At 71.9% G+C, this 20,422-nt stretch carries 22 protein-coding genes; 7 read left to right on the forward strand and 15 right to left on the reverse strand.

Going from position 1 to position 20,422, the window contains the following annotated elements; all coding sequences use genetic code 11:
- Positions 1-31: 31 nt before the first annotated feature.
- From QP090_RS12525 to QP090_RS12540, 4 genes are read right to left on the reverse strand one after another with little or no spacing between them, the layout of a single operon-like run.
- Positions 32-823 (reverse strand): enoyl-CoA hydratase/isomerase family protein, encoded by a 792-nt coding sequence (locus tag QP090_RS12525; RefSeq protein WP_285938930.1) that lies wholly within the window; start codon positions 821-823, stop codon positions 32-34.
- Positions 816-1,928, reverse strand: a complete 1,113-nt coding sequence (locus QP090_RS12530) for a TIGR03617 family F420-dependent LLM class oxidoreductase (RefSeq protein WP_285938931.1) — start codon at positions 1,926-1,928, stop codon at positions 816-818. The genes QP090_RS12525 and QP090_RS12530 overlap by 8 nt, the downstream gene beginning before the upstream one ends.
- The gene (locus QP090_RS12535; protein WP_285938932.1) at positions 1,925-2,920 is read right to left on the reverse strand and encodes a phosphotransferase family protein; all 996 of its coding nucleotides are present in this window, start codon (positions 2,918-2,920) and stop codon (positions 1,925-1,927) included. The genes QP090_RS12530 and QP090_RS12535 overlap by 4 nt, the downstream gene beginning before the upstream one ends.
- Before the next feature lies 1 nt (position 2,921).
- The gene (locus QP090_RS12540; RefSeq protein WP_285938933.1) at positions 2,922-4,037 is read right to left on the reverse strand and encodes an Rv3169 family protein; all 1,116 of its coding nucleotides are present in this window, start codon (positions 4,035-4,037) and stop codon (positions 2,922-2,924) included.
- Positions 4,038-4,130: 93 nt separating this feature from the next.
- Here QP090_RS12540 and QP090_RS12545 point away from each other — a divergent pair, with 93 nt between their 5' ends.
- Entirely contained in the window at positions 4,131-4,724 is a 594-nt protein-coding gene (locus QP090_RS12545) for a TetR/AcrR family transcriptional regulator (RefSeq protein WP_285938934.1), read from the forward strand.
- 161 nt (positions 4,725-4,885) lie between these two features.
- On the opposite strand, the gene QP090_RS12550 is transcribed toward QP090_RS12545, so the two are convergent.
- The 10 genes from QP090_RS12550 to QP090_RS12595 all read right to left on the reverse strand — a co-directional run bounded on the left by QP090_RS12550 (position 4,886) and on the right by QP090_RS12595 (position 14,237).
- Entirely contained in the window at positions 4,886-5,008 is a 123-nt protein-coding gene (locus tag QP090_RS12550) for a hypothetical protein (RefSeq protein WP_285938935.1), read from the reverse strand.
- 50 nt (positions 5,009-5,058) lie between these two features.
- Positions 5,059-5,697: a S1 family peptidase gene (locus QP090_RS12555; protein ID WP_285938936.1), complete on the reverse strand. Its 639-nt coding sequence runs from the start codon at positions 5,695-5,697 to the stop codon at positions 5,059-5,061.
- 180 nt (positions 5,698-5,877) lie between these two features.
- Positions 5,878-7,368: an aldehyde dehydrogenase (NADP(+)) gene (locus QP090_RS12560; RefSeq protein ID WP_285938937.1), complete on the reverse strand. Its 1,491-nt coding sequence runs from the start codon at positions 7,366-7,368 to the stop codon at positions 5,878-5,880.
- Positions 7,365-8,246, reverse strand: a complete 882-nt coding sequence (locus QP090_RS12565; RefSeq protein WP_285938938.1) for a fumarylacetoacetate hydrolase family protein — start codon at positions 8,244-8,246, stop codon at positions 7,365-7,367. The genes QP090_RS12560 and QP090_RS12565 overlap by 4 nt, the downstream gene beginning before the upstream one ends.
- Positions 8,243-9,127 (reverse strand): SMP-30/gluconolactonase/LRE family protein, encoded by an 885-nt coding sequence (locus QP090_RS12570; protein ID WP_285938939.1) that lies wholly within the window; start codon positions 9,125-9,127, stop codon positions 8,243-8,245. Before QP090_RS12570 ends, QP090_RS12565 begins: the two co-directional genes overlap by 4 nt.
- Positions 9,124-10,164 carry a zinc-dependent alcohol dehydrogenase gene (locus QP090_RS12575; RefSeq protein WP_285938940.1) on the reverse strand — a complete coding sequence of 347 codons (1,041 nt, stop codon included), beginning with the start codon at positions 10,162-10,164 and terminating at the stop codon, positions 9,124-9,126. Before QP090_RS12575 ends, QP090_RS12570 begins: the two co-directional genes overlap by 4 nt.
- Positions 10,161-11,354 carry a mandelate racemase/muconate lactonizing enzyme family protein gene (locus tag QP090_RS12580; RefSeq protein WP_285938941.1) on the reverse strand — a complete coding sequence of 398 codons (1,194 nt, stop codon included), beginning with the start codon at positions 11,352-11,354 and terminating at the stop codon, positions 10,161-10,163. Before QP090_RS12580 ends, QP090_RS12575 begins: the two co-directional genes overlap by 4 nt.
- Positions 11,355-11,385: 31 nt before the next feature.
- Complete coding sequence (locus tag QP090_RS12585; RefSeq protein ID WP_285938942.1) at positions 11,386-12,420, reverse strand: substrate-binding domain-containing protein; 1,035 nt, start codon at positions 12,418-12,420, stop codon at positions 11,386-11,388.
- 33 nt (positions 12,421-12,453) lie between these two features.
- Entirely contained in the window at positions 12,454-13,470 is a 1,017-nt protein-coding gene (locus QP090_RS12590; RefSeq protein WP_285938943.1) for an ABC transporter permease, read from the reverse strand.
- Entirely contained in the window at positions 13,467-14,237 is a 771-nt protein-coding gene (locus tag QP090_RS12595) for an ATP-binding cassette domain-containing protein (protein WP_285938944.1), read from the reverse strand. The genes QP090_RS12590 and QP090_RS12595 overlap by 4 nt, the downstream gene beginning before the upstream one ends.
- A 186-nt stretch (positions 14,238-14,423) precedes the next feature.
- On the opposite strand from QP090_RS12595, the gene QP090_RS12600 reads away from it, so the two are divergent.
- The 5 genes from QP090_RS12600 to QP090_RS12620 all read left to right on the forward strand — a co-directional run bounded on the left by QP090_RS12600 (position 14,424) and on the right by QP090_RS12620 (position 19,202).
- Complete coding sequence (locus QP090_RS12600; RefSeq protein WP_285938945.1) at positions 14,424-15,179, forward strand: SDR family NAD(P)-dependent oxidoreductase; 756 nt, start codon at positions 14,424-14,426, stop codon at positions 15,177-15,179.
- A 50-nt stretch (positions 15,180-15,229) separates the two neighbouring features.
- Positions 15,230-15,997 carry a FadR/GntR family transcriptional regulator gene (locus QP090_RS12605; protein WP_285938946.1) on the forward strand — a complete coding sequence of 256 codons (768 nt, stop codon included), beginning with the start codon at positions 15,230-15,232 and terminating at the stop codon, positions 15,995-15,997.
- 452 nt (positions 15,998-16,449) lie between these two features.
- Positions 16,450-17,292, forward strand: a complete 843-nt coding sequence (locus QP090_RS12610) for a peptidoglycan-binding domain-containing protein (RefSeq protein WP_285938947.1) — start codon at positions 16,450-16,452, stop codon at positions 17,290-17,292.
- Positions 17,293-17,333: 41 nt separating this feature from the next.
- On the forward strand, positions 17,334-18,221 hold the full coding sequence (locus QP090_RS12615) for a peptidase inhibitor family I36 protein (RefSeq protein WP_285938948.1): 888 nt from the start codon (positions 17,334-17,336) through the stop codon (positions 18,219-18,221).
- A 33-nt stretch (positions 18,222-18,254) separates the two neighbouring features.
- Complete coding sequence (locus tag QP090_RS12620) at positions 18,255-19,202, forward strand: SpoIID/LytB domain-containing protein (protein WP_285938949.1); 948 nt, start codon at positions 18,255-18,257, stop codon at positions 19,200-19,202.
- A 53-nt stretch (positions 19,203-19,255) separates the two neighbouring features.
- Here QP090_RS12620 and QP090_RS12625 read toward each other — a convergent pair whose 3' ends face one another.
- The gene (locus tag QP090_RS12625) at positions 19,256-19,807 is read right to left on the reverse strand and encodes an NBR1-Ig-like domain-containing protein (protein ID WP_285938950.1); all 552 of its coding nucleotides are present in this window, start codon (positions 19,805-19,807) and stop codon (positions 19,256-19,258) included.
- A 43-nt stretch (positions 19,808-19,850) separates the two neighbouring features.
- Between QP090_RS12625 and QP090_RS12630 the strand changes: the two genes are divergently transcribed.
- Positions 19,851-20,318, forward strand: coding sequence for a hypothetical protein (locus QP090_RS12630; protein ID WP_285938951.1), 468 nt, complete (start codon positions 19,851-19,853; stop codon positions 20,316-20,318).
- Positions 20,319-20,422 lie beyond the last annotated feature (104 nt).

Below are 20,422 nucleotides of genomic sequence, written 5' to 3' on the forward strand. Positions count from 1 at the left end.
CCGCCCTGGGCAGGAGGGACCGCAGCCGGGTTCAGGCGGGGTCCGTGTGGTCGCCCGCCTTCGACCTCCAGTTCGGCGTCCGGCGCTCCCGCCATGCCGCGGCACCTTCCCGGGCGTCGTCGGTGCCGAGGAGCGCAAGGTGGGCGCGCGTCTCCTCCCGTTCGACGGCGTCGGCGTCGGCGCCTGCCCACAGCAGCCGTTTACTCAGGGCGACCGAGGCGGGGTTGGCCTCGGTCGCCACCTCGCGGGCCAGCGCCAGCGCCGCCGGCAGCACGTCGGCGGACGGCAGGGCACGGCCGGCGATGCCGCGCTCCGCGGCCTCCCGACCGGTCAGCGTCCGACCGGTCAGCAGCAGGTCGGCGGCGACGGCGAGGCCGACCGCATGGCGTAGCGTGAAATGTGACTGGCAGTCGCCGATCATGCCGCGCCGCACCTGGGGGATGGCCAGCTTGGCGTCCTCGGCGACGAACCGGACGTCGCACTGCAGCGCGATGGTGAGGCCGATACCGATCGCGTGACCGTTGACCGCGGCGATCACGAGCTTGCGCACCCGCCAGGCCGGTGGCCGCACGGGCGAGGCGGTGAAGCCGCCCGCCGGCGTGTCGAAGGCGCGCCCCTGCGCGGAGAGGTCGGCGCCGGCGCAGAAGGCCCGGCCGGCACCGGTGAGGACGACGGCGCGCACGCCGTCGTCGGCGTCACAGCGGCGGTAGGCCGCACCGAGGTCGCGAAGGACGGCGCCCGACAGCGTGTTCAGCCGCTCCGCGCCGTCCAGCGTGATCAGGGCCACCCCCGCCGTATCGACCTGGAACCGCAGCTCAGTCACGGATCGCCGCCAGGAGCTCCCCGGTGGTGCCGGGGGACGAGGCGTAGGGCTGGTAGAACGCCAGCCGGGTGGCCACCCCCCGCCAGCGCGCGTGGATCTCGGCGGCCACCTCCTTCGGCGACCCGACCGCGGCCAGGGTGTGGAGCATGGTGTCGTCGATCGCGTCGGGCAGCTCGGCCCACCGGCCGGCCCGGGTCAGCTCCCGCAGCGCGGGCTGGAGATCCCCCCAGCCGTGAACGTCCAGCACGGAGCGGTAGGCGGGGGTCGAGGCGTAGAACGCGAGCAGCCCGCGCACGCCGGTCTTCGCCACGGCCAGTTCCCGCTCGTCCCGGCCGCACCCGACGATGACCTCGGCCACGACCTCGAAGGTGTCCCCTTCGCCGCCCAGCGCGGGACGCCCGGCCGCCGCGAGGCCCCCGGCGAGCGCGGGCAGGACGCGCTCGCCCACGTGCCGGGCGCTGTTGAACGGCATGACCAGGAGCCCGTCGGCCACCTCCCCGGCCGCCGCGGTCATCTTCGGGCCGAGCGCCGCCATCAGCACCGGCGGGACGGGGTGCGGAGAGGGCGCCGGCCGGAACATCGGCGGCATGACGGAGTGGCTGGTGAAGCGGCCCTCGTAGGCCAGCGGCTCCCCGGAGGCCCAGCAGTCCAGCACGGCCTTGGTCGCGCCCACCCACTCGCGCATGCGGCCGACCGGCGGGTCGAACAGGGCCCCGTGCCGGCGGGTGACATGCGTCCTGACCTGGCTGCCGAGGCCCAGCCGGAAGCGACCTCCGGAGAGTTGCTGGAGGTCCCAGGCCGCATGTGCCAGATGCACCGGCGAGCGGGGCAGCGCCACCGCGATATTGGTCATGAGGTCGAGGCCCGCGCGTTCCCGCGCTGCGGTCACCAGCGGAAAGAACACGTCATGTCCGCCCTCGAAGGTGAACGCGCCGTCGAAGCCCTGCTCCTTGAGGCCGCGGGCGGCGGCGCCCTCCTCGCCGAGGGGCGCCACCAACTGGGTGTCGACGGGCAGCCGGGTCGTCGAGGTCTTCTCCGAGGAGGCCGCGGCCCTTGTGTCCGCCTGCTCGGCATCGACCGTCCCGGTCCGGTGAGCGTGGATCACGGCAGCAGTTCCTCGATGCGAGCGATGCAGAAGGCCGTGACGTCGATCTCGGGCGGCAGGTCCAGGTGGGCGGCCATGCGCAGGAGGGGGATGGCGAGCAGGACGGCCGCCAGCACTTCGTGGTAGCGCAGGTGCCGTACCCGCCTTCCGCTGCGTTCCTGGTAGTACTCGATGGTCTGCTCGCGGGTCGGTGTGCCGGGCAGGGGGGCACGTCCCTCGTAGGTGCTGTTGGCCCAGTCCAGGAAGAGCATCCAGGCCAGGTCGGCCTCGTGGTCGCCGAGGTGGGCCAGTTCCCAGTCAAGGACTCCGGCGACGTTCATTCCGGTGTCGTAGAGGATGTTGGACATGCGGGCGTCCCCCCAGCACAGCACGGGGTCGTCCGGGTGGTGGACGTTGGCGTCGAGCCAGTCGACGGCGCGCTTCAGCGCCGGGTGCGGACGAGGGGCCGCCCAGTGCAGCGCGTGGCCGAGATAGCCGACGATTCCGCCGGGGACGGCCAGGAAGTCCAGGCGCAGGCGGTGCCAGTCGAGGCGGTGGATATCGGCGATGGTGTCCACGCAGCCCCACCACATCCTCGACCGCTGCTCGGGCGTGGCGGTGTGGTACAGGCCCTTGGCATGGTAGGAGGGGAAGTCGCCGGGTGCGTCCCCGGCGAGGCGCTGCATGACGTAGTAGGGGCTGCCGAGCGGGCCTCCGTCCCGGTCGAGGAAGTGGACCGCGGGTACGGGGAGGCCGCTCCCGGCGAGGCGGCGCATGACCAGTACCTGGCGCAGCAGGTCGTAGTCGGGGAACAGCGCGTACTGCGGGGGACGCCGGAAGACCAGTGGGATCGTGTCATGCTCGCACCGCAGGTCGAACAGGTAGGTCTCGGTGGCGAACCCGCGAGGGCTGCCGGTCCAATCGTGGACCTGCGCCGAGGCCGCGCCGGCCAGGCGCTCGCGCAGGACGGCCTGGAGCGCGAGGGGCAGGTGTTCCACGGCGAGGCGGGTCACGTCAGTACCCCGCGTAGCCGTAGCGGGCGTTGCGGCCCATGAAGACCATCTCGACGAGGCCGTGGCCCACCTTGTCGCCGTGGCGGACCCGGCAGAAGGTCTCGCTGAGCATGCTCACCGGCCGCAGCCCCTGGACGTCGGTCAGGTCGGCGGTGAAGCCGTCGCTGTAGGAGGGCCCCTTCCAGATGCCCGAGGCGTAGCCGCGGTACAGGTCGTACCCGGCCAGGCCCGGCCAGAAGTCCGACACCGGGTCGATCTCGAACTCCAGTGTGCGGCCGTCGGCGGTGTGTGCGGCGAAGGTGCCTCCGGAGACGATCCGAAAGTCGTCCCGGAAGCGCAGGTCGTGCTCGACCGAGACGATGCGGGTGGTGGATCCGCCCTGCGCCAGGGGTGCCGCGACCGTGCCCTCGAAGTGCCAGCGGTCGCCGTCGGCGGTCTCCCGCTGGGCGAAGTGGACCAGCCGGTCGTCGAACTGGAAGATGCCCATGAAGTACAGGACGCCGTCGGGAATCTCCCCCGGTTGCAGGATGTCGCCCTCGTTCAGGTCGCCCCCGCCCCCGCCGCGGCGGGTGCCCCAGGAATGGTCGCGGCCGAACCACCAGGTGTCGGGGTCGATCTCGATCCGCCCGCCGTCGATCTCCAGCCAGCCGGAGATCCGGCCGTTCTGGTAGTACCGCCGGGCGTCCTCCTGGACCCGGCCCCGGCTGCGGAAGAACGCCGGTTCCTGCTCATACGCCGGGAACCGGCCGTCGAAGTCGAGCGCGAGCCGCACCCCGTGGTCGTTGTCGCCCAGGCCGGCGCGCACCTTGCGGAGTGGCTCGGTGATCTCGTACGAGTACGGCCCCACCCTCCAGTCGGCCACCCCGTCGGCCTGCACCGACAGCTCGCGCGACAGCCGGACGACGCGGGCCCGCTCGCCGGCCACGGTGACCATCGCGTAGGCGTCGATGAGGTTGCGGTTGGGGTAGCGGGCCATGCCGGTCATCACGCTGACCGAGCCGGTGGTGTCGAAGCCGTACAGCACCACCCGCTCGGTCCAGCGCAGGTCGCTCTGCAGCACATGATCGAAGGTGGTGGGGAGTTGGTGGCACAGCAGCTCGTCCTGAGGGGTCAGCACTGAACTTCCCTTCGGAGCCGGGGGTGGAGCTCATTTGTAATACGCGGTGTAGCGTATTTCAATAGGCGCCGGGGGCGGGCTACGCTGATGCGCGTGACTGAGCCGCGCACCGGGCCGGGGCGGCCCCGCGACCATCGACTCGATGCCCGGGTGCTGGAGGCGACCCGAGACCTGCTGGTCGCCGAGGGCTACCAGGCCACGACCATGCGGGCGGTGGCCCGCCGGGCCGGGGTGGTCGTGACCTCGATCTATCGCCGGTGGCCCGACAAGACGGCACTGGTGGAAGACGCGATCTTCAAGCTGGACCTCGGCGCGACCCCCGCCGCCACCGGCGACCTGCGGGCCGACCTGCTCGCCTGGGCCCGGGTGTTCCTGGCCTACGTCGCCCATCCCGCCGCACGCACGGCCATCCCCGGACTCCTGTCGGTGTACCGCGACCAGGAGGGCTACCGGCGCCTGCTGGAACATGGCGAACTACCCGCCCGGCAGGCTCTGCGCGCGGTCATCGACGCCGCCGCCGGCACCGGGCAGGCCCACCCGGACTGCGACCGCGAGGCCATCTTCGATCTGCTCCGCGGCGCGACCATCGTACGAGCGCTCACTCAGGGCACCGACGACGCCGACGCGTTCTGCGAACAGATCACCGACGCGCTGATGGCCGTGGCCCGCGGCCCGTGCGCGAAGTAGCACCGGCCGTACGCAGACCGGCCGCACACGCACGGCGGCGGCCTCGCTGTGGTCTGGCCTCTACCGCGAACCGGCCTCGACCGGACGTTCGTTCGTCGCGCTCAGCGACCAGATGCCCCGGTTCCTCGCCACTGGCAAGGGCCGGGGCAGCTGGAAGCGGATCAGCGGACGTCGACGTAGTCGTCGCGGGAGACCTGCCGGTCGAAATGGCTCGTCCCGGGGAAGTACGAGCGCCAGGTACCGTCCTGGCGGGCGGTGAAGTTCTTGCCGAACCGGCCGATCATGCCGGCATTCGGTGATGTCTTCTACCGTGCTCCGCTGCGCGGGAACCGCCTTATTCGGTCACCAGGGTCAGGCCGTACGGTGCGAGTACCTCGTCGACGGGGAGGAAGAAAGAGGTGCAGCCGCCCGACGTGGCGATGAGGATGCCCTGGGCCTGCCCGTCGGCGATGAGCGGAGCCCCCCGGTCGCCGGGCGCGGCGCAGATGTCGGTTTGGATCAGCCCGTTGAGGACGCCCTCGGGGAAGTTGACGGTCACGTCCCTGGCCTGGATGACGCCGCACTGCCAGCCGCTGACGGCCCCCGACATGCAGGCGGCCGACCCGACCGGCGCCGGCTGGGATCCGCTCACGGTGACGGAGGTGCCGTCCTGCCGGTCGACCAGTCCGCGCGGCTGCCAACTGCTGTTCGTTCGCACCCACGCGCCGCCGTGGCCAGGGAAGGTCGTGCCCTGCACGGTGCCCTGGACGACCCCGTTGTCACCGATGACGGTCTCCCCGGCGCCGGCGCACTCGCCCGAGGTGATGTACCCGCCGCCAACGGAGAAGCCGACCGTGCACCGGCCAGAGGACGACGCGGTGGTGAACGCGTCACCACCGCGAACGTCATAGGTCGCCGCTGCCGCCGCCGGGAGGACCGGCACCGACATCAGGGCGACGAGCGTGCACGCGAGGGCGAGGAGACTCCGGATCATCGACGCTCCCAGAGATCGAGGGTGTCCCCGTCAAAGAAAGCACGAAAGCGGGAGCTGATCCACTGCCGGATCCGGACACTGCGGACCGGCAGGGACCAGAACCCGTCACCTTCCCTATCGACGCGGACGCGCGGGCCGGCGAGGCCGGCGCCGATGTCCGTGGGATTCGCCCGGCGGCTCTCAGGAACGCATGGCCCCGTCCACTCGGCGTGGCACGTTCAGGGGGTTGGCCTCCTGCAACTCGGGCGGGAGCAGCGGGTCGGGGGTGTCCTGGAAGGCGACCGCGCGCAGGAACCGGTCGACGGCCGCGGCCCCGACCGAGGTGTGGGCCGAGTCGGTGGCCGCCGGGTAGGGGCCGGAGTGGTGCATCGCCCAGGTCACGGCCACCCCGGTCGGGTAGCCGTCGCAGACGACGCGGCCCGTCGTGCGGGCGACCGTGCTCAGGATCCGGGCGGGCAGGTCCCGCTCGCCGTCCCCCAGGTGGAGGGTCGTGGTGAGGCTGCCGGGAAGGACTGAAAGCCGCTGTAGCAACTCGTCGGCGGAGTCATAGCGCACCAGGACCGCCACGGGGCCGAAGCACTCCTCCAGCAGCGTCTCGGACAGGGACGCCGCCGGCACCGACAGCAGGGCGGGCGCGGTGCCCTCGCCCCGCGCGAGCACCTCGACGCCGGGCTGCGTCGCCAGCCGCTGCACGCCACTTGTGTAGGCGGCCTGGATCCCGGCGGTCAGCATGGTGCCGCCGGCGGCCTCGCGGGCCAGCCGGGCGGCCGTGTCCACCAGCAGGTCGCCGTCGGGACCGGACGGCACGAACGCCAGCCCCGGCTTGGTGCAGAACTGGCCGAGGCCGAGCGTGAAGGACCCCACGAACCCGGCGGCGATGGCCTCGGCGCGCTCGGCGGCGGCCTGCGGGGTCACCACGAGCGGGTTGACGCTGCCCAGCTCACCGAAGAACGGGATCGGGTCCGGGCGCGACACCGCCAGGTCGAACAGGGCTCGGCCGCCCCGCACGGAGCCGGTGAACCCGACCGCGGTGATCCGCGGATCGGTCACCAGGGCGGCACCGGCCTCCTGGCCGTGCACCAGGCCCACCGCGTCCGGGACGCCGGCGCGTGCGGCGGCCCGACGCACCGCCGCGTGGACCGCGACGGACGTGGCCGGATGCGCCGGATGCGCCTTGACCACCACCGGGCACCCGGCGGCCAGCGCGGAGGCGGTGTCGCCGCCGGCGACGCTGAAGGCCAGCGGGAAGTTGCTCGCACCGAACACCGCGGCCGGGCCGCGCGGCACCCGCATGCGCCGCAGGTCGGGCCGCGGCGGTGCCGCGGCCGGATCCGCGTGGTCGATGACCACGCCCAGGTGGTCGCCGTCGAGGACGACCTCGCCGAGGAAGCGCAGTTGCCCGCAGGTGCGCGCCACCTCGCCGCGCAGGCGCACCTCGCCGAGCGCGGTCTCCCGGTCGGCAAGGGCGACGATCTCCTCACCGTCGGCCTCGATCTCGGCGGCGATGTCGCGCAGGAGGGCGGCGCGGCCGGCGGCGCCGAGCGCCTCCAGCGCGGGGGCGGCGCCCGCCGCTGCGGCGCACGCCGCAGCGGCCTGCTCGACGCTGCTCTCCTCGGCGACGTCCTGCACGGCACGCCCGGTGCGCACGTCGATCGACTGGACGGTCCTCACATCGACTCCTTCATAGTGTCCAGCAGGGGGCGCAGACCGCGGACCACCCGCGTGGCGAGCACCCCGACCTCGTCGATGGCGATCTCCACGGTGTCGCCCGCCGCCAGTGTGAACGGCAGGTCGGGCACCAGGCAGGTGCCGGTCGCCAGCACGGCGCCGTCGGGGAAGACGTCGGCTCTGAACAGGTGGTCGACGAGGTCGTCCAGGCGGCGGTGGAGCTGGTCGGTCCCGGTCTCCCCCGACCAGGCCACCTCGCCGTCGCGCCGGATGGTCATGCGGATGCCCAGCGCGTACGGGTCGGGCACCTGCCACGCCGGACGGATCGCGGGGCCGACGGCGCAGCCGCCGAGGAAGACCTTGGCCTGCGGCAGGTACAGCGGGTTCTCGCCCTCGATGGTGCGCGAGCTGACGTCGTCGCAGACGGTGTAACCGACGATCTCACCGTGCGCGTTGACGACGACGGCGAGCTCGGGCTCGGGGACGTCGACTTCGGAGTCGTCGCGGACCGCGATGGTGCCGCCGTCGCCCACCACCCGCCAGGCCGCCGACTTGAAGAACAGCTCGGGCCGCGGCGCGTCGTACACGCGCTCGTAGACGTCGGCGGCCGTCGCGCTCTCGGTCATCCGCGCCTCGCGGGAGCGGCGGTAGGTGACGCCGGCCGCCCACACCTCCATGCGTCCTTCGACGGGGGCCAGCGTCCGGGCGTGCCCGGACGGGACCGGTGCCCCGGCCGTGGCCTCGTCGAGCGTCCGGCGGAGGTCGGCGAGCGGCAGCCGCAGCAGCTCGGCGAGAGTGCGGTCGAGCGGGTGGAGCCGGTCGTCCTCCTGCACTCCGGTCCGGACGGCGCCGTCCAGTTCGTAGCGGACGAGATGGGTCATCGGGGTCCTCCGGTGAAGGGGGTGGCGGCGGGGCCGGCCACGCCGGCGTCGACGGCGAACAGCGAGCCGGCCAGCGGCTGCTCGGCGAGCTCCGCCTGGCCGAGCCGGTAGGCGGCGGTCGTGACATAGAGGACGTCGCCGCGCTCGCCACCGAAGGCGCAGCTTGTCACCTGGGTCGCGGGGAGCCGGACGATCCGGTCGAGCTCCCCCTCGGGGGTGTAGCGGTGCACGGCTCCGCCGCCCCACAGCCCCACCCACAGGCAGCCGTCCTCGTCGACGGTCATCCCGTCGGGCATCCCTGTGGCGGCCGGGATGTCCACGACGGTGCGCCGGTCGCGGATCTCGCCGGTCGCGTCGTCGTAGACGTAGGCGTCGATCCGCTGGGTGCGGCTGTCGATGTGGTACATGGTGGCGCGGTCCGGGCTCCAGCCCATGCCGTTGGCGAGGGTCAGGCCGGTGAGCACCGTGCTGGCCCGCCGCCCGTCGTACCGGTAGAGCGCGGCGGCTCCCGGCGACTCGTCGTAGGCCATCGTGCCCGCCCACAGGCGTCCGGACGGGTCGCACTTGGCGTCGTTCATCCGGTTGCCGGGGTTGTCGGCCTCCACCCGCGCCTCCATGACGACGCGGTCGTCGCCGGTCAGCCGGGCGATGCCGTCGCGCACCGCCAGGACCAGGCCGCCGCCGTCCGCCGGGACGGCCGCTCCCACGTGCGTGCCCACGTCGACGGCCTCGTCCAGTCCGGACGAGGGGTCGAACCGGTGCACGGTCGAGGCGGTGATGTCGACCCACACCAGCCGCCGGGCGGCGGCGTCCCAGGCGGGCCCCTCGCCGACCTCCGCGCGTGTGCGCAGGACCGGCTCGGCCGTGATCGGGTCGTTCATGCGTCCTCCTGTTCGTCCGGCGGCGCCGAGGCCGCATCGGGGCGGACGGCCGTCTTGAGCACGGCCGGGTCGGGCGCGGCGAGAAGGCGTGGCACCTCCTCCAGCGCGGCCACCCGCATCGGGATGGCGGTGACGTCCACGATGCCGGACTCCAGCAGCCGGACGGCGGCGGTGATGTCCTCGTCCCACACGTGCGCGGCGGTTCCCAGCAGCCGCTTCTCACCCAGCACCAGGGCGTCGACGGGCAGCTCGGCCGGGCCGGAGCCGAAGCCGACCGCGACGACGGTGCCGCCGCGGCGGCACCGTCTCACCGCCTCGCCCAGCAGCCGCGGCACGCCGCTGCACTCGAACACCACGTCGGGGCCGCGTCCGGCGGTGAGGCCGGCCACCGTCGCGGCGGCCTCGGCGGGCTCGACGGCCAGCGCCCCGGCGCGCGCGGCGACGTCGCGGCGGCCGGCGGCCGGCTCGGCCACCACCGCGCACAGGCCCGCCGCCCGCGCCACCTGCGCCAGCAGCACACCGATGGTCCCGGCGCCGTGGATCAGCGCGGTCCCGCCGGTGACGTCGCCGGCCTTGCGCAGGGCGCGCACCGCCACCGAGACCGGTTCGGCGAACACCGCGACCTCGGGCGGCAGGGACGGCACCGGCACGCACGTCGCCGCGTCCGCGACCATCCAGGTCGCCATCCCGCCGTCGACGCCCATCCCCCGGACGAGCTGGCGTTCGCACAGTCCCTCCTGGTGCCGGGCGCACCACCAGCAGGCACCGCAGCCGAGCACGACGTCGGGGATGACGCGGGTCCCGGCCGGGGGCGCGTCATCGGCGGCGCCGGGCCCGTGCGCGGCGACCACGCCCACGACCTCGTGGCCGAGGGTCAGCGGCCCCGCGCCCGGCGCGCCGTCCCGGCTCATCTCCACGTCGGTGCCGCACAGGCCGCACAGTTCGACCTCCACCAGCACCTCGCCGGGGCCCGGTTCGGGAGCGGGGACGTCCACCACCCGCACGTCGCCCGGCCCGTGCCAGCGGGCCGCCCTCACCGGGAGGTCACCCACCGTTCGACGGCGGCGCCGTCGGCGACGCCGTCGCGGAGCCGGACCCCGTGGCCGGGCGCCCGGCCGGGCCGGATCCGGCCGTCCTCGATCACCGGCAGCCCGGTGACCAGCTCGTCGTACCAGGTCCGCAGGAACGCCCGGACGGTCTCCTGGATGAGCCCGTTGGGCTGGGCGCAGGCGAAGTGCACGCAGCTCGCCAGCGTCGCCGGGCCGGTGCAGTCGTGCGGCGCGACCGGGATCCCCCGGGCGTCGGCGAGGGCGGCGACCTTGCGGGCCTCGGTGAGCCCGCCGGTCCACTGGATGTCGAGGGTGAGCACGTCGACGCCGCCGGTGTCGAGCAGCGCCTGGAAGCCGCGCTGCCCGACGCAGGTCTCCCCGGCCGCCACCGGCACGCCGGGCACCCGCGCCAGCTCGGCGTAGGCGGCGGTGGCGTCGGCCCGCAGCGGGTCCTCCACCCAGTACGGCCGGTACGGCGCCAGCCCGTTGATGATCTTCTCCGCGGCGGGCCGGTTCCACAGGCCGTGCAGCTCCACCATCAGCCGCATGTCGAACCCGACCTCCTCGCGGATGGCCCGCACGACCGCCAGTCCGCGCTCCAGGTCGGCCGGTGAGATGTCGTTGCCACCGGTGCGTTCGGCCGCCAGGTCGAACGGCCACACCTTCATGCCGCGCACGCCCTCGTCCCACAGCTCCCGCGCCAGCCGGGCCGGCTCGTTGAGGAAGGCGTCCAGGTCCTCGTACCGGCCCCCGCCCGACAAGCCCCAGTTGCCCGACTCCTGGCGGGTCGAGGTGCTCACATAGCCGGGGCCGGCGCAGGTGTTGTAGATCTCGACGTCCTCCTGGACGGCGCCGCCCAGCAGGTCGACCAGCGGCAGGCCGGACGCCTGCCCGAGCAGGTCCCACAGGGCGATGTCGACGGCGCCGTTGCCCCGGGTCTCGGCCCCCGCGCCCTGGTACCCAAGGTAGCCGGTGAGCTGCCGGGAGATCCGGCCGGGGTTGACCTCGTCCGCCGCCAGCAGCACCGGCGCGGCGGTCTCGTGCAGGTACGCCTCGACGGCGCGGGCGCCGAAGAACGCCTCGCCCAGCCCGATCAGGCCGGTGTCGGTGTGCAGGCGGACGAACAGCAGGTTGGGTTGGACATGGGGCCGGATCGTCTCCAGCGCGGTGATCTTCATGAAGGTCTCTCTGGCGAATGGGCGGGCCGGCTCAGGAGAACCGGGCCTCCCGCTTGGCGACGGCGGCGATGTTGGAGGCGTTGACGACCTCGGCGCCGGTGTCGTAGTAGCGGGCCGGGTAGCCGGGGTCGAACTCCTCGGCCAGCAGGGCGGCGGCGATCCAGCCCTGCGCGTAGGGGTTCTGGCCGAGCGAGAAGTCGATGGCCCCGTCCTTGACGGCGTCCAGGACCGGCTGGACCAGGTCGAACCCGCCGACGCCGAACTTGCCGGTGAGGTTCTTGCCCTTGGCCCAGGTGGCGACGAACTGGTGGTCGAACGCGGCCATCGCCCAGCCGACGATCCCGCCCTTGCGCGAGGTGTACTTGGCGTCGATGGAGGAGACGGCCTTGGACTCGTCGGTGCTGGTGACCAGGACCTCGGTGGTGTAGGAGGTCCCGTTCTCCTTGTTGGAGGCCTCGATCCCCTGCTTGATGCCCTGGACGCGCTGCTCGAGGGCGCTGCTGCCGGGTGCGAAGTTGCCGCACACGATCACGCCGGACGAGCGGCCGGTGCGCTTCTTGGCGTACTCGGCGATCTGCCGCCCGCACACCTGGCCCGCCGAGACGAAGTCCTGGCCGACGAAGCCAATGCCGAACTTCTGGTAGTCGTCGCCGGCGGTGTTGGACAGGATCACCTTGGTCCCACCGGCCAGCGCGTTGCGGATGTTCCCGTCGAACGAGCTGTTGTCGATCCGGGTGAAGATGACGCCGTCCGGCTTGGCGTTGAGGGCGCTCGCCTGAAGTTCGACGGTCTTCTGCACGTCCTGCGCCGGCGGGCCGATGAACTGGGTCTTCCAGCCCATCAGCGCGCCGAAGTCCTCGAATCCGCGCTGGACGGGCGCGAAGAACGGGTTCTTGTCGTGCACGACGAAGATGACCTTCTTGCCCTTCTGCGGGCCGTCGCCCTTGCGGTAGTGCGAGCCGCCGCCACCGCTCTCCTTCTCGCTGGCGCATCCGGCCAGCAGCCCGGCGCCGGCGATCGATCCTCCGCCGATCAGCAGGCCGCGGCGGGACAGGGGGTTCGTCATGACGGTGTCCTTCGGGTGGGGTGGGAAGGGAGATCAGTGCCGGCGGTGCGGTGAGCGCCGGGCGACGAGCTGGTTGAGCATGACGGCCGCCAGGATCAGCGCCCCGGTGGCGACCTGCTGCCAGTTGCCGTCCACGCCGAACAGCACCAGTGCGTTGGTGATCACACCGGTGATCACGGCGCCGAGCAGGGTGCCCAGCAGGCTGCCGGTGCCGCCGGCCAGGCCGGCGCCGCCGACGACGACGGCGGCGATGACGCCGAGCTCGAAGCCGTTTCCGGTGAGCGGGTTGGCACTGCCGAGCCAGCCGACCAGGATGACCGAGGCCACGCCGGTCAGCGCGCCGGTGAGCGCGAAGCAGGAGATCTTCACCCGGTCGGCCGGGATGCCGGCCCCGGCGGCGGCCGACCGGTTGCCGCCGACGCTGTAGACGTCGAATCCGAACTTGGTCTTGGTCAGCACGTACGCGCCGATCGCCACGATCGCGACGAGCCACAGCACCTGCGCGGCCAGGTGCGGCAGCGGGGTGCCGGAGACCAGGCCGATGAAGGCGGAGTCGCGCGAGCCGCGGACCGGGACGCCGTTGGCCAGCAGCAGCGCCGCGCCGCGCAGCACCGACAGCGCCGCGAGCGTCACCACGAACGAGGGAATCTTGAACTTCGTGGTGATCAGGCCGTTCACCAGGCCGACGGCGGCGCCGGTGAGGATGGCCAGCGGGGCCGCCGTCCCGATGGGGACGCCGACCTTGGTCACCAGCCAGGCGAGCTCGACGGCCAGGAAGCCGTGCAGCGAGCCGACCGACAGGTCGATCTCCCCGGCGATGACCAGGAACGTCATGCCGGTCGCGACGATGCCCAGGATGGCGATCTGCTGGGCGATCGACAGCAGGTTGTCGGTGGCCAGGAAGCCGTCCGCGCCGATCGCGCAGACCACGAAGATCACGATGGTGGCTGCAAAGACGCCGAACTCGCGGGCGCCGAGCAGCCGGCGCAGCGGGGTGCCGGCGGAGTCGTCGACCCGGTAGGCCGCGGCGATCTCCTGCTGGAGGGTCATGGTGTTTCTCCCTGGGAGTCCTGGGCGCCGTCGAGCGCGAACGCGGCGGTGTCGCCGAGGATCAGGCCGACGACCTCCGCGGCGGTCGTCTCGGCGACCCGCCGCACGCCCGACACCATTCCGCCGCGCATCACCACGACGCGGTCGGCGACCGCCAGCACGTGGTCAACGTTGTGCGAGACCACGACCACGGCCTTGTCCTGCTTCTTGAGATCCTTGATCAGCGAGAGCACGTTGTCCTGCTGCTGCGGGCCGAGCGCCGCCGTGGGCTCGTCCAGCAGGACCAGGCGCCCGCCCCGGTGGACGGCTCGGGCGATGGCGATGCACTGCCGCTGGCCACCCGACAGGCCGGCGACCGGCATCCGCACCGAGGGGATGCGGATGCGCAACTGGTCCAGCACCTGCCGCGCCTCGGCGCGCATGCGCCGCCCGTCGACCACGCCGAACCGGCGCGGTTCCTGCCCGAGGAAGACGTTGGCCGCGACGGTGCGTTCGTCGACCAGGCCCAGATCCTGGTAGACGACCGCGATGCCGTGGTCGGCGGCGGCGCGGGGACCGGTGAACGCGCACGGTTCGCCGTCCATCCGCAGCTCGCCCTCGTCGGGGCGGTAGGCGCCGGCGATCACCTTCATGAGCGTCGATTTGCCGGCGCCGTTGTCGCCCATCAGCCCGACGACCTCGCCGGGCTCGATGCTGAAGTCGACGCCCCGCAGGGCGTCCACACCTCCGAAGCGCTTGCGCACTCCGACCGCTTCGAACAGAGGCATCCGCCCTCCAAACCCACTCTAGATCATTACGGCCTGACCGGTCTGACCAGTCCGGCCAGCCAAGCGTCATGGAGACGAAAGCGCACGTCAAGAGCCCTTTCATCTCGAATGCGTAACGACGTCTCCGACTCGGGGGGCGTTATATGGTTGACCGGTCTTACCGGTTAACCAAGCGAGGTGGTTCCCTTGTCCGAACTAGCCGGGCGCACCGCGGCGATCACTGGCGGAGCGGGCGACATCGGCGCCGCCATCGCCGCGGAACTGACCCGCAGGGGCGCCCGCGTGACCCTGCTGGACGTCAAGGACCCGGCGGAGGCCGCCGGCTGGATCGAGACGGCGTCGGCGCACGGCCCGGTCGACTACGTGCGGGTCGACGTCCGCGACCACGCCGAGGTCGCCGCCGCCCTCGAGGCCATCGGTACGCCCGACATCGCGATCGCGGGCGCCGGGATCGTCGAATCCAGCCCGTTCCTCGACATCACCGCCGACCAGTGGCGGCGCCACCTGGACATCAACCTCACCGGCTGCTTCAACTTCGCCCAGGCGGCCGCCCGGGGGATGGTGGCGGACGGAAAGCGCGGGCGGATCGTCCTGGTCGGCTCCTGGGTCGGCGAGGTCCCCTGGCTGGAGATCGCGGCTTACAGCGCCTCGAAGGCGGGGGTCGCGATGCTGGCCCGGTCCATGGCCAAGGAACTCGCGCCCCACGGGGTCCTGGTGAACGTCGTCGCCCCCGGGATCGTGGCGGCCGGGCTCGCCAAATGGCAACTGGAGAACGAGCCGGCCTACGCGGAACGGGCGGGCGAGGCCATTCCGCTCGGATACCCGCAGACGGCCGAGCAAGTGGCCCGGGTGACGGCCTTCCTGTGCTCGGCCGACGCCGACTACGTCACCGGCACTACCCTGCTTGCGGACGGCGGCTGCTCCCTGTTCAACCAGAGATGACAGTCCATAATCGGGCTGAATCGACCAGAGAGCGAAGGCGGTGCGACCACGTGGCCGAGGCTGCGGACCAGAGGACACCCGGAGGCCGCGGGGCATCCAAGCAGAGCGTCGCCGAGCGGCTGGAGCTCGAACTGCTGTCCGGCCACCCCGACCCGGGGTCCCAACTGGAGTCCGAGCGCGTCCTGGCCGGCCGGTTCGGGGTGAGCCGGCCGATGATCCGCGAAGTGCTCCGCGGGCTCCAGGAGCGCGGGCTCATCGAGATCCACCCGGGCCGTGGCGCGTTCGTCCGCGACGTGCGGGTGACCGACGCGGTCCGCCCCCTCGACACCCTCTACCGCCAGCACAGGCCCACTCCTCGCGACCTGATCCAGGCCAGGGTGACACTCGAGCGCGAAACCGCCTCGCTGGCGGCCCTCAACGCGACCGAGGCGGACATCGAGGCGCTCCAGGAGTGCCTCGACCGGTTCGACCGCGCCAAGGACCTGCTGGCGAAGGCCAGGGCCGACATCGCCTTCCACGCGGCCGTGGCCCGGGCCTCCCGCAACCCGGTCATCGAGCTGATGTTCGGCTCCATCACCACGCTCACCTTCGAACTCATGCTCCGCAGCCTCGGCGACCCCCTGGTCTCCCGCGAGGGTGTCCCCTACCACCAGCAGATCCTCGACGCGATCCGCGCGGCCGACCCGGAGACCTCGCGCGCAGCGATGATCGGCCACCTCAACGTCGCACTGGAGAACTACGGGGACGACCTCGACGAGAGCCTGGACCTCGTCACCCAGCGCCGCATCGAGCAACTGCTCGACCTTCCCGCCGAATGAGCCCCGCGCAGGGCCCGCGACCCGGACCATCGGCCTGACCGAGCCGCCCCGCGCCCTTGGCGGCGCGGGGCGGGCCGACGATGACCTCGACGAGTTCCGCCGACGGTTCACCCTGTAGGAAGACTCCCCCCCCGTGTCCTGACCGCACACGGCCCTGCGGTGGCCGGGGCGGGATCAGTGGTCCAGACCGGCGAGGTCGATGGCGGCCGGCCCTTCGCGGCCACCGCCTCCTGAGGACGCTCGGAAGTCTTCGCACACCGAGCCCCGTTCCGACCTGCCTGAGCACCACTCCGCCCGTCACCGCGTCACGTGTCAGATCGCGCGTACGCCTGTACGGGAGTGCACGGCGAACAGGCTGACAACAACGATCTTCTTGTGAACGCGTGCGCACATCCGTGACCGTGAACTCGTCGCGGGCTCCGCTCCCCCAGCGCCCGCACTCAGGAGACTCGATGAAAGTACCCTCATGCGCCGCCGCACTCGTCGCGGCCACCCTGCTCGCCTCCCTGACCGGATCGGCCGCGGCGCAGGCGGCGGGCGGCGACGCCAAGGCCCTGCCGAACGTGAACATGGAAGCCACCGTCAAGGCGGCCCAGATCGACCCGCGGCGGGCTGACGACACGCTGACTCCGGGCGCCAAGGCCAGCGTGCTCCTGGTCGAGCAGGCGCTGCGCGACCGGAAGCTGCTCGACGCGCAGTGGGTGGACGGCTACTTCGGCACCACGACGGTCACCGCCTTCGCCAAGTACCAGAAGTCGCTCGGCTACACCGGTCTGGACGCCAGTGGCCTGCCGGGCAAGACGTCACTCACCAAGCTCGGAGCCGACCGCTACACCGTCACCCACGTCATCCAGCCGGGTGACCGGGTGGCCAGCGGCGACGTCGTCATCAACACCCGCACACGGAGCATGCTGGCCGAGGCGAAGCGGCTGCTCGTCCGCGACCTCGTGCTGGAGCAGGGGTCGTACAACCCCGGCGGCGACCCCACGTCCGCGGGCACCCACGACGGCGGCGGCGTCGTCGACATCTCGGTCGAGGGGATGGACGCCGCCACCCGCACCGCGGTCGCCCGCGCGCTGCGCGTCGTCGGCTTCGCGGCCTGGGTGCGCAATCCCGATCAGGACGACTGGCCGTGGCACATCCACGCCGTCGCCATCAACGACACCGACCTGTCCAGCAGCGCCCAGCACCAGACCGGTGACTACTACCTCGGTCTGAACGGGCTCGCCGGCCGCGGCCCGGACGACGGCCCGAAGGTGACCATCCGCACGTGGGAGGAGTACCAGCTCCGCTGACTGATCCGGACCCAGGCTCCGCACCTCAGAAGGAGAACAGCATGAGTAGGCTCACAAGGATCCTCACCGCGACGACCGCCGCGCTCGCACTCAGCGGGGGGGCGGCCGCCCTCACCTCGCCCGCCTCGGCGGCGAGCCGTGACGGCGTGTGCGACGACGGCGAGTTCTGCTACTACTACAACAGCGGCAACGCGGGATCGATCTCGGACTTCACCGGCTCGGTCTCCGACTACGGCACCACTCAGCCGTCCTGTTACGACTTCAAGGGTGCGGGCGCCGGCAAGGGCCTGTGCATCAAGAACCAGGCCGCCTCAGTCTGGAACCGCAGCACCAAGACCGTCCGGGTCTACTTCAACAGCAACTACGGCGGCACCTACCAGGACTTCGCGGCAGGCGCCAAGGGCAACCTGAACTCCAGCCTGAAGAACCAGAACGCCTCGCACGAGTTCAACCCGTCGTCGCGCACGAACATGTCGTACGGGCTGTACGCGCTGAGCGGCGGCAGCATCACCTGCGGCTTCGACGGCTACACCACCACCCCCGGACGGCACGAGGGCATCGACATCGCCCGCGGCATCGGCTCCGACGTCCACGCGCTGGTGGCCGGCGAGGTCATCTACATCGCGCGCGGGGCCAACGGCAGCGGGGGCCTCTCCACGATCTCCGTCTACAACTCCTCGCTGAACAAGACGGTGATCTACCTGCACTCCGCTCCGCGGGCCGCCCTGGCCGTGGGCCAGCAGATCAGCCGCGGCCAGGTCATCGCCGACGAGGCGTGGCACGGGGTGTCGTCCAGCGCGTCCGCGCACACCCACGTCGAGATGCGCCTCGGGAAGCAGACGCACGCGGCCAAGAGCGTCAGCGACCCGACGCTGGACAACCCGAACCCGACCTCGTTCTGGAACTCCCAGGGCTACAACGTCCGCTAACACGCCGCGGCCTCCACGGAAGAGGAGACAACTGTGTCGAAACGGACTGCGCGCCTGATCCCGCGGCTCGCCGCGGCGACCGCCGCGCTCACGCTCGGCGGGACCGCCTTCATCCCGGCATCGCCCGCCTCGGCTGCGAGCCGTGACGGTGTCTGCGACAACGGCGAGTTCTGCTACTACTTCAACAGCGGCAACGCGGGATCGATCTCGGACTTCACCGGCTCGGTCTCCGACTACGGCACCACCCAGCCGTCCTGCTACGACTACAAGGGCACGGGCGCCGGCAAGGGCGAGTGCGTCAAGAACCAGGCCGCCTCGGTCTGGAACCGCAGCACCAAGACCGTCCGCGTCTACTTCAACAGCAACTACGGCGGCACCTACCAGGACTTCAAGGCAGGCGCCAAGGGCAACCTGAACTCCAGCCTGAAGAACCAGAACGCCTCGCACCAGTTCCTGAGTTCGACACCGCCGCCGACCGGGTGCAAGACCGACGGCACCGACAGCACGCTGCCCACCTCGATCCTGGTGTACCGGGTGTCCCTCAACCGCGTGGAGCGGGTGACGTTCGAGACCTACGTCAAGAACGTCCTGCCCAACGAGTGGGTGACGAGCTGGCCGGCGGAGTCGCTCAAGTCCGGGGCGATGGCCGTCAAGAGCTACGGCTGGTACTGGGCGCTGCACTCGACGCGCAAGACCTCGGGCGGCGCGTGCTTCGACGTCTACGACAACACCTCGAGCCAGGTCTACAAGCCCGGCTCCGCGACGGCGTCGACGAACGCCGCGGTGGACGCGACGTGGGGGACCCGGATGACCCGCAGCGGGAAGATCCTTCAGGCCCAGTACTGCGCGACGACCACGGCGTGCGGCGGATGGGTCACCGGCGACTGGATGTCGCAGTACGGCTCTCGCGACAAGGCCAACGCGGGGTCGAGCTACTCCACCATCCTCAAGTCCTACTACAGCGGGATCGCTCTCTCCTGAGCCCCGCGGATCATCGGGCTCTGGTTCCCCGCCGTGCACTCCGCGGCGGGGAATCAGGGTCCTTCGACGATGACCTGGAAGTTGACCGGCCGGTTACCGGGGAACGCGACCTTTCCGGCCGCGTCCACCATCTTGAACCGCACGTAGCACAAACCCGGCTTCCTCGGCGTGGTGATGTCGGTCCGAATGTCGACCGTCTTGCCGGGTGACGTGTCGTTGATCGGAACGTGCGGGATGGTCTGGCATTGGTCGGCCTGCTGTGGGGAGTCGAGGCGCCACAGCGAATATCCCTCCCACGGCACCGTCCCGGCGTTCTTGAGCCGCCATATCTTGGTCACGGTCCTGCCGGCGTGGACGCGGGCGCAGTCGGGCAGCGTGACGTCCGCGATGAACACGGCCGCATCGCCCTCGCGTGTCGGCGGGGCCGCCGCCGGGTTGGACGCGTGCACCGGGCAGTCGGCCGGGGTGAGCGCGGCCTCCGAGGGGCTGCCGGACGGTTCCGGACCGTTCCCTTCCTGCCCGGAGCCGCGGTAGACGGCGACCACGACCACCGTCCCCATACCGACGGCCGCCGCTGCGAGCGCGATCGCAGCCGGGCGGGTCAACCATAATCGCCCTCGACCTCCCGGCCCGGGGAGGCCCGGCTGGGTGACATCCGCGATCGCGGCGGGCGGTGCCGGCGGCATGGGCGCGGATACCGATGCCTCGCCCACGGGCCAAGGCACCGGTGACTCGATGGCGATGTGCACGGCAGGACGTTCCACGGAACCCGTGGTGGTGGCCGCGAGCCCACTCGGCGGACGGTCCACGGCGGTGCCCGGGACGGTCTCGGCCGCCCCGGCGATCGCCGACCTGACCACCCGGTTCGCCTCGTCCCAGCGTTCGCGGTACGCGGCCGGGTCCGCTCCGCACGCCTTGACGAACTCGACCGTGGTCCCCCAACTCGGGAGCCTGTGCCCCTTCGCGGCTTCATGCAACGTCGTGTGCGAGATCGCCCCGGACCTGCCGGACATCTCCCGGAAAGGTGGATTGCCTACCGACTTGCGCAGTTCGCGAAGAATCGCCGCGAAGTCCGCAATCACCGCCGTCTGTGCACGCATGTCGTCCACCGGCTGAAGCTAACAGCGCCGATGGCCTTCGCTCAAGGCTCGAATTGGTATCGGCGGGCGAAGCCTGGCGCGCCGGATACGACCGGGCAAGATCTAGATCATCTATACCCG

This window comes from Actinomadura xylanilytica (assembly GCF_030283145.1).
Classification (GTDB): Bacteria; Actinomycetota; Actinomycetes; order Streptosporangiales; family Streptosporangiaceae; genus Spirillospora; species Spirillospora xylanilytica.